We start from the raw sequence: 15,025 nt of genomic DNA, 5'->3' as shown, positions 1-15,025 counted from the left end.
CCTTTTGAAAAACACCAAGCTTATTTGCAGGTAGCATAAAAAACTACCACTAGATCTGAATCTAATGGTAGTAAAAAGTTTTTATTTTTTTAGTTGTCTACTTGACGGGTAGCAGTTCATATTGCCAGTACTACCCCTTATTATTTCCAACTTTTTTATTTTTATTATCTATATTTCATAAATCCTTCGCGTTTGCGTTCTATCATTTCATCAATGCGTGTAATATAGTCTTCTAAACTTTTTACATTAGCAATACGGTCAATGCGCTCACCATTTTGGTAAACCATCTTTGTGATTGCACCTGCCCCTGCAGCAATAATGCTTTCACTTTCTTCCATGATTTCTACATTGTAAATACATTCATAACCTGGCTTAGCATAGCCTACATTCTCAAAATTACCTAACATATTTTTTTGTCTGTACATATAATAAGGATTAAGACCCATGCTTCTGCATGCTTGTTGACTTAAGTCTAGCATGGCTTCAATTTTCTTAGCTTGTGCAAGTTGGTAAGCCATTTCATCAGACTTTCTAAGCTCTTCCTTTAATCGAGACGCACGCTTAATAGCCATTGTATGCACTGTAATATTCTCTGGATTTAATTTTTTAAGCTCTTCTAATGTATGGGCTACATCTTCTACCTCTTCACCTGGGAGACCTAAAATAATATCCATATTAATATTGTCATGCCCTAACTCTCTAGCTATTTTAAAGACTTCTTTAATTTCTTCTACAGTATGGTGACGCCCAATAGCATCTAATGTTTTTTGATTCATACTTTGAGGATTAATTGAAATACGTCCTACATTCATACGTTTCATAATCTCAAGTTTTTCTCTTGTAATAGTATCTGGTCTACCCGCTTCAATTGTATATTCTTCAATCTGTTCAAGTTCAAATACATTTTGAATATGATTAAGGAGTCTTTCAAGCTGCGCTTCATTTAAGCTTGTAGGTGTCCCCCCACCAATGTAAAGGCTACGAATTGGTTTACCTTTTTGAGCCTCTGCAATAAAGCTAATTTCTTTGCAAAGGGCATCTAAATAAGTTTCTACATGATTTTTCTTAGCTTCTAAAGAATAAGCTGTAAAGGAACAGTATACGCATCGTGTTGGGCAGAATGGAATCCCAATATAAATACTGATTTCATCTTGCTTGTTCTTACTTAAAATCTCTTCTTCTGCCTTAGCTACCTCTATCATCAGGTCTACTTTATCCTGTGAAATATGATAGACTTTATCAAACTTCTCTCTAAGAGTAGCTTCATTTATACCCTGTTTTTGATAATCATGGACAATCTTAGTCGGTCTAATTCCTGTCAGCATCCCCCACGGCATAGCTTTGCCTGTAAGTTGGTAAAGGACTTCATAAACCGTCTCTTTAAGCATAAGTTTCATATTTTTCTTAGCTTTAAGCTCTGTATCGGCCTCATCTATAGGGCTTTGTTTTTCAAAAATCACATTGTCTTCTTTAATGAGCTTGGCTGTGGCAAGATTTTTTTCATAAACGCTTTCAAGCTCATAGTCACCTTCTATATAAGGCTCAAAGAGATGGATAATATTATTAATCTCATATTCTGTATCATGATTTATACATTTTAAATTTATCATTTTAACTTTCCTATCTATTCAAACATATTAAAGTATGGGTTATTGAGTACTTCAAAGCCTACTGTCGTTGGGTCTCCATGTCCTGGATAAAGTGTCACTTCTCTTTCAAGTGTGAAAATTCCTGCCCTAATACTTCTTATAAGTGTAGCCATATCCCCACCTATAAAATCAGTACGACCAATAGAACCTTTGAAAATAATATCCCCTACAAAGGCTGCTTTATGTGCATCATTGTAGTAAGTTACACCATCTAATGTATGCCCTGGAGCATGAATAACTTCAAACTTAAGGTCAGTACCTTCTACTTGTACGACATCACCATCTTTCACATATTGGTCAGCTTGAAGAGTCATAGCTCCATCACCAAATGCTGTAGACAAGTTATAGCGAGGATCTTCTAAGTAACGCTTACCTTCTTCATGAATAACAATTTCACAGTTTGTGTGCGCTTTAATAGCTGCAGCTGCTCCTATATGATCAAAATGACCATGTGTAAGAAGAATCTTCTCTACTTTAAGTCCATCTGTATCAATTTTATGAATGAGTGCATACTCATCTGCACCTGGATCTATAATAAAAGCTTGTTTTGTTTTTTCATCAATAGCAAAGTATGTCTGCTCCTGAAGCATACCTACTGTTACACGTTCTATTTTCATTTTTCCACCTCTTCTAAATCTGATATGGCATAAGTTCTAAGAACTTTCTTACCTTCTTCTAAGTCGTTTAATTTCACACATCTTGTAGGAATCCATACTTCTTTATTATTTTGTTTCACCACAATGATATAATACGTTTTCATCTTAATATCTTTAATTTCTTCCCGTTTTAACGTATGTTTTACAAAAAACCAAGTATACCAACTTATGTAGTTATGTTCCAATTCTAAGTACTTCATTCTTGAAGTATAAAGGAAAAGCGCTCCGAAAAGTATCCCCCCTATGCTACAAATTAAATCCACACTATTCATATGCCCTAATACTTGATACATCTTAATATTATTACTAATAAGTAGTACTGATGTCATAATACAGGCAAAAGATACCCCTTTATCACTCCATGTATTTCTACGACGAATAATCATAAGTTCACCCCTTTATCTACTCATACTTTAAAAAAGAGGATAGCAGCTTTTATGGCGCTATCCTTCTTCTTTCTAAAATGTTTTACTACTATCTAACAAGATGGTAACAGGACCATCATTAATAAGTGCTACTTTCATATCTGCTTGGAACTGCCCTGCCTCAAAAGGCACACCTTTTTCCTCAAGCTTACTCATAAAGCACTCATATTTTTTCCTAGCTTCCTCCACACTACCTGAAGCTGTAAAGCTTGGTCTCATACCTTTAATAGCATTGCCATAAAGCGTAAAGTTAGGTACGATAAGAAGCTTACCTTCCACATCTTGAACAGACAAATTCATCTTGCCTTGTTCATCTTCAAAAATACGTAAACCGCTTATTTTATTGAGGATATAATCCATATCTACTTCTGTATCATCTGCCTTAATCCCAACAAGTACCATAAGGCCTTTATTGATTTGTCCTACAACTTCACCTTCTATTGTAACGGAAGCTTCTAATACACGTTGCACAACTGCTCTCATATTATCTCCTTACGATGAAACACGTTCAATTTCTACAACATCTGGTATCTGCATAACTTTACGTGTGAGCTCATCAAGCTGATACGTATGCGTAATTTCAATACGAATATTGAAGATTGCTTCATGATTTTTAGTTGTTCTTGCATTGAGTGATTTAACAGGTACTTTCATATCCGTTAGGATTTTTGAAATATCTACAATAATACCCAGACGGTCACTACCTGTAATTTGAATTTCAGTAATATACGTACGGTGACTCTCTTCTTCATTAAACCACTGTGCTTCGATAAGACGCTCTTTCTCTTCTTCACACATATGCACAATATTTGTGCAATCCTGACGGTGAATGGATACTCCTCGTCCTCTTGTAATATAACCAACAATATCATCACCAGGAAGTGGTCTACAGCATTTAGAGAATCTAACAGCTACATCTCCTACTCCTCTTACGACAATACCACTCTTACTCTTCTTAGGCTGCTTCTCTTCTACAAAGCCGTCTTTATCACTATGTGCATCTAAAATCTGCTGTGGTGTAATTGGCATTTTCTTAAGCTTGATATTTTCATCAATAAGACGCTGTATAATCTGCCTTTCTTTAATGCTACCATATCCTATAGACGCACATACAGCATCCCAATTTTTTAGCCCATAGCGTTTGTAAACATTCTCTATACACTGCGAGTCAGAAAGTGCTGATAAGCTATAACCTCTTTGTCTTGCACATGTTTCAAGAAGTTCTTTACCTCTTATAATATCTTCTTGTTTAAACTGTTTTCTAAACCATTGGTTAATCTTATTTCTAGCTTGTGTGCTCTTAACAATGTTAAGCCAGTCACGGCTAGGGCCTCTAGAATTTTGAGAAGTTAAAATCTCTACTCTATCACCATTTTTAATAATATAGTCGACTTTGACAATTTTGCTATTAACCTTAGCACCCACCATCTTATTACCAATATCACTATGGATATAGTATGCATAATCAATCGGTGTGGAACCTTTTGGTAAAGTTAAAAGCTCACCTTTTGGTGTGAATACATATACCTGATCTGTATATATATCAAGGTCTAGCTTAAGGGCATTCATGAACTCTGTATTATCATCCATATCCCTTTGCCACTCAAGAATCTGCTTAAGCCAAGCAAGTTTTTCCTCAGCTTTAGCGCTACCAACAGCTTCTGTATGATTACCATCTTTATATTTCCAGTGTGCTGCAATACCATATTCTGCCGTTCTATGCATCTCTTCCGTACGAATTTGAATTTCAAAAGGCGTACCTTCACTGCCCATAAGTGTCGTATGAAGAGACTGATACATATTAGATTTAGGCATGGCAATATAATCTTTAAAACGCCCTGGAATTGGCGTATAGAGCTCGTGAATAATACCTAGAACGCCATAGCAATCTTTAACATTATGCACAATTGCTCTTACCGCAAATAAATCATATATTTGATCGAGTGTTTTATTTTTATTAACTATCTTTTTATAAATACTGAAGAAATGTTTAGGACGCCCTTCAACTGTACATTCAATGCCCGCTTCTTCTAACTTGGTCTTGATCTGCTCTACAATCTGCTCAATGTAAGCCATACGCTCACTACGCTTCTTAGCAATTTTTTGAGCTAAATCATAATAGACCTCCGGCTCAATATAACGGAGGGATAAGTCTTCAAGGTCTGCTTTAATTTTGCAAATACCAAGTCTATGTGCAATGGGCGCATAAATTGTAAGTGTTTCTTCTGCTATTCTCTTCTGCTTATGCGGTGGCATAAACTTAAGTGTCTGCATGTTATGAAGTCTATCAGCAAGCTTAATAAGGACTACACGGATATCTTGCGCCATAGCAAGAAACATCTTACGGTAATTCTCTGCTTGTATTTCTTCTTTTTGAAGTTCTTTATTAGCTGATGCATATTTTATAACGCCCAGTTTAGTTACGCCATCTACTAAAAGAGCGACTTCCTTATTAAAAAGTTTCTCAATATCTTCTAAAGTATAATCCGTATCTTCTACAACATCATGCAGAATTCCTGCTGTAATGGATTCAATGTCTAGCTCTAAGTCTGCTAATATATATGCCACTTGGAGAGGGTGGATAATATATGGTTCTCCTGACTTTCTAAGCTGGCCTTCATGGGCTTCTTTTGCAAGCTTATAAGCCTTTTCAACCATGCTGACATCATCCGACGGATGGTATGAACGTATTCGGTTAATGAGCTTTTCATAAATTTCATCAGGCATCGAGTCTACCCCCTTTTTCGTCACTTGCATATATTTATTATATTTATTATATTTATTATATTATTATAGTCATGTTAGAATAAAAATTCAATGCCATTATTGTAGAAACTGTTGAAATATGGGGTGTAGGGGGGAAAGTGGAGAGTGTGCGGCTCATTTTTCCACCTAACACTTCCACTTTTTAAGAGCGGATACTCTTTCTCCGTTCCATAACCTACCAAACTTGTCTATGCCTTAAACATAGCACGAAGTGCATCCCGCTTCAAATTTCATAGATCTTTAGAAAAAGTTCCAGATATAGGCTCCAAGCCCCTCTACCTACTCAAAATCCTAAAGAAAATATTTCCAGAAGATTTCTACCGTGTGAAGCCCCCATTACATAACTGAGCCTGATTATAAACAGTACCGAATCTATGCTATATGATTAATTTACTAGTATATATATGCTATATAACTTTTAGGGTTAAGCTACTAAAAAAGACACGTAGTGGATGGACTACGTGTCTTTTTCATGTTAAATCATAATTAGTATTTAAGTAAGGAAACGATATTTTGTCCTTTGAGGAGTTCTCTACCGTTTAAGCCTTCGAGTTCAATAAGATAAACAATCTTTACAACTTCACCACCAAGTTTTTCTACAAGGTCAACGATAGCTTTTGTTGTACCGCCTGTTGCAAGAAGGTCATCTGCAATGATTACTTTTTGGCCTGGTTTGATTGCATCAATGTGCATTTCAATTGTGTTGCTACCATATTCTAAATCGTAGCTTTGGCCAATTGTTTCATAAGGTAATTTACCTGGTTTTCTAACAGGAACGAAGCCTTTTTGAAGTTTATAGGCTAAAGGAACACCAAAAATGAATCCTCTTGACTCAGGTCCAATTACAATGTCAAAATCAACATCTTGTACTGATTCTGCCATTTTATCTATAGATTCTTGTAAACCTTTAGCATCTTGTAATAATGGAGTGATATCTTTAAATAAGATACCTTCCTTTGGGAAATTCTCTACATCTCTAATTAATGTATTTAAATCCATATGCATCCTCCTGATTACTTCTTTTTCATACTTTGTGCAAATTCTTGCAAACTCATGTACCGCTTAGAATGCTCTAGTTTGGTTTTATTACCTGTTAATAATCTATATACAACTCTTTCTTCTATGAGCTCATAACTTAATAGCTCTAGTTCTGTAAAAACATCTAGTATTTGTAGTAATTTATACTCCGTCATTTCATAACTTGTAAACATTTGTACTAATTTGTGTAAGTAAATGTCTCCTAGATTATGCTTTAAATACTTATAGACAATTTTACAATCAGTATAACTTGGTACCATCTTAGATATTTGTAATTTGTGCTGTTCTAATGAAGTACTTAGACACCTATATGGCCCTAGAGTTGTAAAATCCCATTCGTAACAAAGCATATCCTTCCTGGCTTTTTTGTTTGGCATTACACAAATCATCGGTTCCTCTTCTAAAGACCAACAATCATTATAACACACTTTTCCTAAGATAGTAATATTTTTTTTATGCTTACTATAATGTTTAATAGCTTCTTTAAAACTATGCTCTGTATAAACTCCAATAGGCGGTATAACAGGCTCTTTTTCCTTAATAAGTTGTAGCCCTGAAGGTATCTGTGGCACTTTACATGCTTTATAAAGAGATAAATAATACTTACTCTTTAATATACTTTCTTCACTTGAAATAATATCCTTAATACGAAGCTGTACAGATGTTTTATTATTCCATACATTTTTAGTAACTTCACATGCTACAATAACCTCTTCGCCTTCTGTTAGGCAATCAGCCAAATAGCCTTTATCAAATCCTATACAATGTAATACAGTATGATTTTTTTGAAGTGCAACTTTTAAATGCTTATCCCCACCAATTTTCTGAGCATATTGTATAAACCCTCTTACTGCGAAAGTAGGCGTTGGATTACATACCCCAAAAGGTTCCATTTTATCTAGCTCATCGCATACGTTAAGCGAAATACTGTCAGCTGGAAGCTCTAAATCGATATCTAAGGAGGGGGTAAGGAGCTCTTCATTTAAAAGTTCCTTACCATAGGCATTAAGTTCTTTTCTAAAAGGTTCAAGTTCTGCTTCCTCTAATGAAAGCCCTGCTGCCATTTCATGACCACCAAATCTTATCATATGCTCCTTCACATGATTTAAAGCCTCAAAAATATTAAACCCTTCTACACTTCGTGCAGATCCAGAGTAAATACCATCTTCTAAAGTTAAAATAATCGTAGGCTTATAATACTTACTTAAAATACGTGAAGCTACAATCCCAATAACACCATGGTGCCACTCTTTACCAGCTACAATAATAATATCTTCATTTTTCACATCTACATACTGCTCAATATAAGCTTCCGCTTCCTTTAAAATAGCCATTTCCATATCTTGGCGCTTACGGTTTTCATTCTCTAAGGCTTCTGCAATAGTCTTAGCTACTTTTTCATCTTTCGTTGTAAGAAGCTCAACTCCTATCTTAGCATCACTAATACGTCCTGCTGCATTAATACGTGGTCCAAGCTGATAACCAATTAAGTTAGATGTAATTTTAAGCTCACCATTTCGTACCGTATTTAATAAGGCTCTAAGCCCTGGATGCACGGTATCTTTCATTCTTTCAAACCCAAAATAAGTGATAATACGATTCTCATCTCTAAGCGGTACCACATCAGCAATAGTCCCAAGTGCCACAATATCTAGATACTTCCATATCTTCTCTACTGCATTTTGAGCTATAGCTAAAGCATGTATAAGTTTAAAAGTTACACCTACACCAGCTAAACTATCGAAAGGATATGTAGTATCAGGCCTTTTAGGATTGATGACGCAAAATGCCTTAGGTAGGCTCTCCTGACATTCATGATGGTCTGTAATAATAATGTCCATACCTATTGTATTTCCAAAATCCACTTCTTCATTAGCTGCAATCCCCGTATCTACTGTAATCATTAAAGAACTATATTCCTTAATCAGTTCTATGGCACCTTTATTAAGACCATAGCCTTCTTCCGTACGGTTTGGAATATAATAAGATACTTTATAACCTTGTTCCTTTAGAAACATATATAAAATAGAAGTACTTGTTACACCATCTACATCATAGTCTCCATAGATTACAATATGTTCCTCTAAAGCCTTTGCTTGCTGTATACGTTTTACAGCTTTATCCATATCATTTAATAAATAAGGCGAATGTAACTGCTCCTTGGAAGGTGTTAAAAAACGCTCTATTTCTTCATGATCTTTTATCCCGCGTCTATATAAAATTTTCTCTATAATATTTCCTTCTGTACTATCTATCTGGCTATGCCATTTATATTTACTTGGTAGCAATCATTGTTCACCCTCTCTCATTCATAAGGTTATTATAACATATTTTTTCTCCGTCTTTATTTATTTTTATATCTATACAATGGTTTTATTCTTATGATATAATTTATACGTTATTTACTATATTAGGAGTGTTATCATGACTGAAAAATTTCAAGTAGGACAAATTATTGAAGGTACAGTAACAGGTGTTAAAGCGTTTGGAGCATTCGTTTCATTAGACGAGAAAACTCAAGGACTCGTGCACATTTCACATATCACTCATGGCTTTCTAGAAAATATTGCTGACGCAGTTAAAGTGGGAGACACTGTGAAAGTAAAGATTTTATCTATTGACCCAGAGACAGGTAAGATCTCTCTTTCAATGAAAAATGCAAAGCCAGCACCACAAAGAGCGCCTAAAAAAGAAGCGCCACCAGCAGACTTTGAAACTTTAATGAAGGGCTTCCTAAAAGATTCAACTGATCGTCAAACAGACATTAACAAAAGACTTAATCGCTAAGAGCTTCTATAAAAGGCAGGTACATAGTACCTGTCTTTTTGCATGTCTAATATTTCATTTATATTATAAATTTGACTAAATCATAAACTTAATGTACGATTTGTGAACTATTTTGAACTTTCATCGAGAGCCCTTGCTAAGGCTAGAATTGAGTGCTATCATTAAATCATCCAAAAGCTAATACTCATTAGCTTATTCATCTCCCCTTTATTTTGAATATATAGCACTAAGACCCATAAGCATCTGCTTATGGGTCTTTTTTACTTTCCTTTATTTTCTTCCGCACCTAACTAGAAACATAATGCCTATGCCTGTACATACTGCAAAGAGAGCAATAAAAAGTAATTTACTCCCTATTGTTGCTTGAGTCTCCGCAAAAAATATTGCTGTTGGCCCATCTGCTCCGCCTATTATACCTACTGTATTTCTATTTCCTCCCACAGCCTTTGCAAGTTGCCATTGTATTATCCATTTAATAAGTACATCTGATAGCAATGTAATAATCATCCCCCAGGCACCTACTATAGTTAAAATAACCGAGCCTATTAGTTTACTTTTTTTCTGCATCATTTCTCTCTCCCTTCTTATACTTTACTATACTTTTATATTAGCATATTTTTCATAAAATAATTTATATAAAAAAGACTTAGAGTTTCCTCTAAGCCTTTATTTTATAAGTTATTTCATCTTCCTTTATAAAGCTTTCTTGCCCCTCTTCAATAAAGCCCTTAAGCCATGCTTCTATTAAGGCATAGTAGTTTCTTACATTCCCGCCTACTTCATCCCAGTATTTCTCATGCACACATACTCTTCTTTGCCATACAATTTGGTTATCATCTTGCTCTACTACTACTTCTGCATGATCACATGGCATACCATTTAATAATGTATCTTGAATCACCTTAAATAACTGCACCGCATTTAAGCCTTTTTCTAATGTCTTTCTTTTTTCTACACCTTGTTTATAGAAAATAGCTTTAAGCTCTTCTAATTGCATCCCTTCTTGTTTTAATAACTCAGTGGTGCAATAAGCTAATTTATATTCAACTCTTGAAACCTGTACCTGTAGCCATCCATGAATATTACTTTCATCAATTACTTCTTCTAAGCTTCTTCTTTCAGTTAATCCATATTTTTCGTTACATGTTTCTTCTAAAGAAAGAGAATATTTTTCTTTCCCAAATGCGATTACTTGATCTACTAGTGACTGCTGATGTTGTATTTTATTATATAACCAATAGTGAATAGGTCCTAAAAAAGCACTCATTGTCATCCTCCTTACTTCTTTTATGTCTTTAGTATACGCTAAATCCAATTTTTATGAGGTTGCCATGGCTACAAAATACTTTTTTCTATAGCCCTCTAAAGAATATTTTCATCATACAAAGCACGAGAACCGCCAATAAATTTAGGTCGAGTACGTGCAGCTAATAAGATTGCATTTCCTATGTGATCTACACTTAATCGAATAGGTACAGCAACTTTCTTAAGGTGCATTCCAATAAGAGTCCCTCCAATATCTAAACCTGCATCTGCACAGATTTCCTCGACAGCAATAGGATTTTTAAACGTATGGTAAGCTGTTGTTGCAAAAGAACCACCTGCCTTTGGCTGAGGTACTACATTCACCCTCTCAGCAAAAGGTACAGCTTCACGCTCTACAATAACTGCTCTATTAAGATGCTCGCAGCACTGAGCTGCAAGATAAACTTGTTCTTTAGAGAATACTTCATAAAGTCCTTTAAACACAGCTTGAGCAATTTGAGGACTAGAGTGTGTCCCAATATGTTCGCCCCCTACCTCACTAGAAGAACAGCCAATAATAACAATTTGACCTGGCTGAAGCTTGGCTTTTTCACATAACTCTTTAGCTGCTATTTTAGCTTCTCTATAGACATTTTCTAATAAATCCTTCATGATTTTTAATCTCCTTAATCACCTTATTATGTTTTATAGTTTATATTATAGAATGTCTGTATAATCTTTCAACAGGATTATAAAGTAAACTCCCTCATAGCTATGCTACTAGAGATACTCATTTCTACTTGTCTCCCACATTGAATACAAACTACAGATTCCTCATCAATACTCTTACCACACTACGTACACGATTTTAAGTAGCATTCTCCCTTCTCTGCTCCCCATCTTATAACCTTCACGCTTACAATTAGTCTAATGAAGCCTATTCATACATTTGTTTATCTTTGTAAAATCTCCCCCAAACAAATAGCTTTTATATTTACTCAACCAACTTACAAAAAGAAATATAATTCACAAAAAAATATTAAATTTTTACAAATTGTAGTATGATAATAGTGAAACTATTAATTGCAAGGAGTGTGGTTCATTATGAGTGAAAAACTACTAGACTATTTAAGCGAAGGAATTGTTATTTTTAATGACGATTATAAAATTCAGTTTTGTAATTATAGTCTATTAAAACAATTAAAATATAGTAAAGACGAGCTCTATAATGAACATCTCCAAAAAATAATATCTGGGCCAATTGACATGATCATTAGTGAAAAGGAAGTACTCACAGGGCAAACTATTGATATTCTATTAAGTGGTTACCAACTCCCCCCTATTCAAGTATCAGGTAAGTTATTTAAAGATAAATGGTGTGGTCAAGAAAGCTCTTGGTTAGTAATCCAGGAAGATACACAAACTAAATATAACACTAAGGAATTAGAATTAATTATAGAAAATATGCCCTATGCTGTGTGGATAGCCGATGAAGATGACAATTATAAATACAGTAATGCTAATACACTTACAATAGTCAATCAGCTTAGCTCTACACATAGGTTCTCTACTACAAATGAACTCTTACAACAGCATCCAAATAATGTATATAAAGATACCTTAGATAAAAATATATTCAAAGATGATCAAAGCGTACTTAGAAAAAATATTATGATTAATGAAGAACGAATTATAAGAAATGAGGATGGTAATTTACAATATCAACTCATAAAAATCCCAATATTTAATGATCAGCAACTTTATCAAGGCTATATAGGCATTAGTCAATATAGTATTTTAAAACAAAATATAGATATCACTAAAGTCATAGAAAATAGTGATCCAGATTGCATCGTAGATAACCAAATGCTCTACAGTCAATTAATGAAGTCCTTAGACTTTAGTGCAAGAGCTGCTAACCTCTTTCAAGGAAATAGTATTATTATATTAAAATTCAATAATATTACCCATCAAGTAGAAGAAATTTGTAGGCTACGAAAAGATGGCAAAGAATTTCCTCCGATACATTCTCTAAATATGAATGGCGATACACTATTAGAGTTACTACGTGAAAATGTAGAGTGGTCATTAGCAGATTTTGAACAGCGTGTACACTGTAATATACAAAAAGATTTAAAAACTCCAGAATGCAACTATATACGAATTAATCCTATTGAATATAATAGTGAATTTATGGGCGCGATTTTTACTACCTATAAATCTAAACTCCAATATCCTCTTATGGAATGCTGTATCATTGATAAACTCTGCCAACATATAGCTATTATTTTCAAGAGTCTAGAATACGCATTAGAGTTAAGAAAAGAGTCCTTTATTAGAAAAGAAATAGAAGCTGAAAAAACAGCTTATAAAGAGGCCTTACAGCTAGAGACACTCAAAACAGAATTCTTAGCGAATATGTCCCACGAGTTAAAAACACCACTCAATATTATGTATAGTATGATACAAATGTTAGAACTAGAATTAAAAGACATAGCTAAGAATGGTCCGATAGACATGGATATTACAAAAATTGATAGATATAGAAACATTGCGAAACAAAATGTATTTAGATTACTAAGGCTCATTGACAATATTACCGATATATCTAAAATTGGAGCTGGTTACTACGAAGCTAAATTAATCAATTGCGATATTGTAAGGCTTATAGAAGATATTACTATGTCAGTCATTGAATATGTTAAAAACAAAGACCTTTCTATTACTTTTGATACTGAAGTAGAAGAGCTCATTATGGCTTGTGACCCAGAAAAAATGGAACGAATTATACTCAATTTACTTTCTAATGCAGTGAAATATACAAATAAAGGTGATTCCATAGAACTTAATTTAAATATAATAGATGATAGGTTGATAATCCTAGTAAAAGATACTGGAGTTGGTATACCAAAAGAAAAACACGCCATGATCTTTGAACGCTTTGCCCAAGTTGATAGCTCCTTTTCCAGAAAGCAAGAAGGGTCAGGTATTGGATTAGCACTAGTAAAATGCTTAGTAGAATTACAACAAGGAACTATTTGCGTAGAAAGTGAAGAAGGAAAGGGTTCTACTTTTATTGTAAGCCTTCCTATTACTCAAGTAGAAGAAAAACAGATTGTACATGAGACAGATTGGATTGAAAAAGAAGAACAATTGACTTATAAATGTAGAATTGAATTCTCCGATATTTATGATTTGTAAATTTTAAATTTAACCTAAATAATGTTAAAAGAATTAAAAAAGCTCAAATAATTTGAGCTTTTTAATTTTATACAGAACTTATATGCCCTTTTTTGCTACTGTAAATACAAAACCCCTAGTAAACAAGGCTAAAACCTTTGATACTAAGGGCTTTTCTAGTGTTATCAATTAATGAACCGTCTGGGACTCGAACCCAGGACCCTCAGATTAAGAGTTATAAATTTATGTACTTATAATTCCATATAGTGTATGCATACGTTGAAAATAAAGGCTTCTTGTTTTTTAATTTTTCCTATAATTCCTTTTTTAATTTTATGGTAGGTGTCAAATAGGTGTCAAATCAAAACACTAAAAAGAGACTAGGCTCAAGCTAGTCTCTTCATCTTGGTACTACTTTCTATTCCTATTAATAGATTGATTTTAATTTTATGCAATAGTATATTATTTATACAGTTCGTTCTTTTAATAATATAAATCTCACTAAAAAAAGGTAGCCTAGTAGGCTATCTTTTTTTATTAAATAGCCTTGTGTCTAGCATCCTGCTATTTCTGTACAAAAAAAATACTACACATTATCCCCTTTACGTGTAGTATCTTTTTCCTGTATTTATTCCCCTAGATAACCCCTTACATTAAATGTAATATCACTTTATCTGATACACTTCTACAAATTTTCAATAATTAATTATAATATTTTATAACTTTTTATAATAATAATATGATATTAATTATTGACTCTTTTCATAAGAAATATTATTATATAATTATAAATATTACTTATATATTATAGTGATATTTATAATTACCCTCTGTAACTCCCCCAAATTTACAGGATTTCTTTGACTTAAGAAGTAGATTCCCTAGTCTACTTCTTTTTGTATACAAAAAATAAAGGCTAGAACCGAAGTCCTAGCCTTTACTGAAATAACTATTTTTTGTATCTTACCTTAGGACGAATCTACTTCTTTTTCAGTTCATTTGCAACTTTTTTAAGAGGTAGTAATGCAGTAGCTAGTCCTCTACTAAGACTTAGTACATTACTTAAGGCAAGTAATACTAGCGAATTAGCATCAGCAAATATACAATTAATCAGAACAACTGATTATTATGTTCACTTATTATTTTTCAGCCACATGATGGCACTATATGCATGTATAGCTGCTCCTGTAGCTAGTATAGCTTCATTAAACACAACTTTTTCACTATGCATTGGCGCTCCGAATAAAGGATTTTCTTGTTTTGAACCTGCACCTAGCAT

Annotated in this window: 12 protein-coding genes; 2 read left to right on the top strand and 10 right to left on the bottom strand. The window is 33.7% G+C overall.

Annotated elements, in window-relative coordinates:
• Positions 1-164: 164 nt before the first annotated feature.
• From hemZ to recJ, 7 genes are all read right to left on the bottom strand, one after another.
• Complete coding sequence (gene hemZ / locus H8718_RS18335) at positions 165-1,610, bottom strand: coproporphyrinogen dehydrogenase HemZ (RefSeq protein WP_177668836.1); 1,446 nt, start codon at positions 1,608-1,610, stop codon at positions 165-167.
• A gap of 14 nt (positions 1,611-1,624) precedes the next feature.
• Positions 1,625-2,266, bottom strand: a complete 642-nt coding sequence (locus H8718_RS18330; RefSeq protein WP_249334378.1) for an MBL fold metallo-hydrolase — start codon at positions 2,264-2,266, stop codon at positions 1,625-1,627.
• Entirely contained in the window at positions 2,263-2,691 is a 429-nt protein-coding gene (locus H8718_RS18325; protein WP_249334375.1) for a hypothetical protein, read from the bottom strand. Before H8718_RS18325 ends, H8718_RS18330 begins: the two co-directional genes overlap by 4 nt.
• Before the next feature lie 72 nt (positions 2,692-2,763).
• Positions 2,764-3,213 (bottom strand): D-aminoacyl-tRNA deacylase, encoded by a 450-nt coding sequence (gene dtd / locus H8718_RS18320; protein ID WP_177668842.1) that lies wholly within the window; start codon positions 3,211-3,213, stop codon positions 2,764-2,766.
• A gap of 9 nt (positions 3,214-3,222) precedes the next feature.
• Positions 3,223-5,457 carry a RelA/SpoT family protein gene (locus H8718_RS18315; RefSeq protein ID WP_249334373.1) on the bottom strand — a complete coding sequence of 745 codons (2,235 nt, stop codon included), beginning with the start codon at positions 5,455-5,457 and terminating at the stop codon, positions 3,223-3,225.
• Positions 5,458-5,982: 525 nt separating this feature from the next.
• Entirely contained in the window at positions 5,983-6,495 is a 513-nt protein-coding gene (locus H8718_RS18310) for an adenine phosphoribosyltransferase (protein WP_177668845.1), read from the bottom strand.
• Positions 6,496-6,509: 14 nt separating this feature from the next.
• Positions 6,510-8,822 carry a single-stranded-DNA-specific exonuclease RecJ gene (recJ, locus tag H8718_RS18305; RefSeq protein WP_249334372.1) on the bottom strand — a complete coding sequence of 771 codons (2,313 nt, stop codon included), beginning with the start codon at positions 8,820-8,822 and terminating at the stop codon, positions 6,510-6,512.
• Between the two features lie 136 nt (positions 8,823-8,958).
• On the opposite strand from recJ, the gene H8718_RS18300 reads away from it, so the two are divergent.
• A complete protein-coding gene (locus tag H8718_RS18300) occupies positions 8,959-9,321 on the top strand; it encodes a CvfD/Ygs/GSP13 family RNA-binding post-transcriptional regulator (protein WP_177668849.1) in 363 nt (120 codons plus the stop codon).
• Between the two features lie 270 nt (positions 9,322-9,591).
• Here H8718_RS18300 and H8718_RS18295 read toward each other — a convergent pair whose 3' ends face one another.
• From H8718_RS18295 to H8718_RS18285, 3 genes are all read right to left on the bottom strand, one after another.
• Complete coding sequence (locus tag H8718_RS18295) at positions 9,592-9,891, bottom strand: sodium ion-translocating decarboxylase subunit beta (RefSeq protein ID WP_249334369.1); 300 nt, start codon at positions 9,889-9,891, stop codon at positions 9,592-9,594.
• Between the two features lie 88 nt (positions 9,892-9,979).
• Positions 9,980-10,588, bottom strand: coding sequence for a hypothetical protein (locus tag H8718_RS18290; protein WP_249334367.1), 609 nt, complete (start codon positions 10,586-10,588; stop codon positions 9,980-9,982).
• 95 nt (positions 10,589-10,683) lie between these two features.
• Positions 10,684-11,238, bottom strand: a complete 555-nt coding sequence (locus H8718_RS18285) for a TIGR01440 family protein (protein WP_249334365.1) — start codon at positions 11,236-11,238, stop codon at positions 10,684-10,686.
• A 432-nt stretch (positions 11,239-11,670) separates the two neighbouring features.
• On the opposite strand from H8718_RS18285, the gene H8718_RS18280 reads away from it, so the two are divergent.
• Positions 11,671-13,767 (top strand): PAS domain-containing sensor histidine kinase, encoded by a 2,097-nt coding sequence (locus H8718_RS18280; protein WP_249334364.1) that lies wholly within the window; start codon positions 11,671-11,673, stop codon positions 13,765-13,767.
• Positions 13,768-15,025: the final 1,258 nt, after the last annotated feature.

Origin of the sequence: Zhenhengia yiwuensis, assembly GCF_014384995.1 — a bacterium.
GTDB lineage: Bacteria > Bacillota > Clostridia > Lachnospirales > Cellulosilyticaceae > Zhenhengia > Zhenhengia yiwuensis.
This window is presented reverse-complemented; position numbering and strand designations above follow the sequence as displayed.

Excerpts from the sequence above, each read along its gene's own strand:
- H8718_RS18280 (WP_249334364.1), top strand. The coding sequence starts at position 11,671 with ATGAGTGAAAAACTACTAGACTATTTAAGCGAAGGAATTGTTATTTTT.
- hemZ (WP_177668836.1), bottom strand. The coding sequence starts at position 1,610 with ATGATAAATTTAAAATGTATAAATCATGATACAGAATATGAGATTAAT.
- H8718_RS18315 (WP_249334373.1), bottom strand. The coding sequence starts at position 5,457 with ATGCCTGATGAAATTTATGAAAAGCTCATTAACCGAATACGTTCATAC.
- H8718_RS18300 (WP_177668849.1), top strand. The coding sequence starts at position 8,959 with ATGACTGAAAAATTTCAAGTAGGACAAATTATTGAAGGTACAGTAACA.
- H8718_RS18295 (WP_249334369.1), bottom strand. The coding sequence starts at position 9,891 with ATGATGCAGAAAAAAAGTAAACTAATAGGCTCGGTTATTTTAACTATA.
- H8718_RS18330 (WP_249334378.1), bottom strand. The coding sequence starts at position 2,266 with ATGAAAATAGAACGTGTAACAGTAGGTATGCTTCAGGAGCAGACATAC.
- H8718_RS18325 (WP_249334375.1), bottom strand. The coding sequence starts at position 2,691 with ATGATTATTCGTCGTAGAAATACATGGAGTGATAAAGGGGTATCTTTT.
- H8718_RS18290 (WP_249334367.1), bottom strand. The coding sequence starts at position 10,588 with ATGAGTGCTTTTTTAGGACCTATTCACTATTGGTTATATAATAAAATA.
- H8718_RS18285 (WP_249334365.1), bottom strand. The coding sequence starts at position 11,238 with ATGAAGGATTTATTAGAAAATGTCTATAGAGAAGCTAAAATAGCAGCT.
- dtd (WP_177668842.1), bottom strand. The coding sequence starts at position 3,213 with ATGAGAGCAGTTGTGCAACGTGTATTAGAAGCTTCCGTTACAATAGAA.
- H8718_RS18310 (WP_177668845.1), bottom strand. The coding sequence starts at position 6,495 with ATGGATTTAAATACATTAATTAGAGATGTAGAGAATTTCCCAAAGGAA.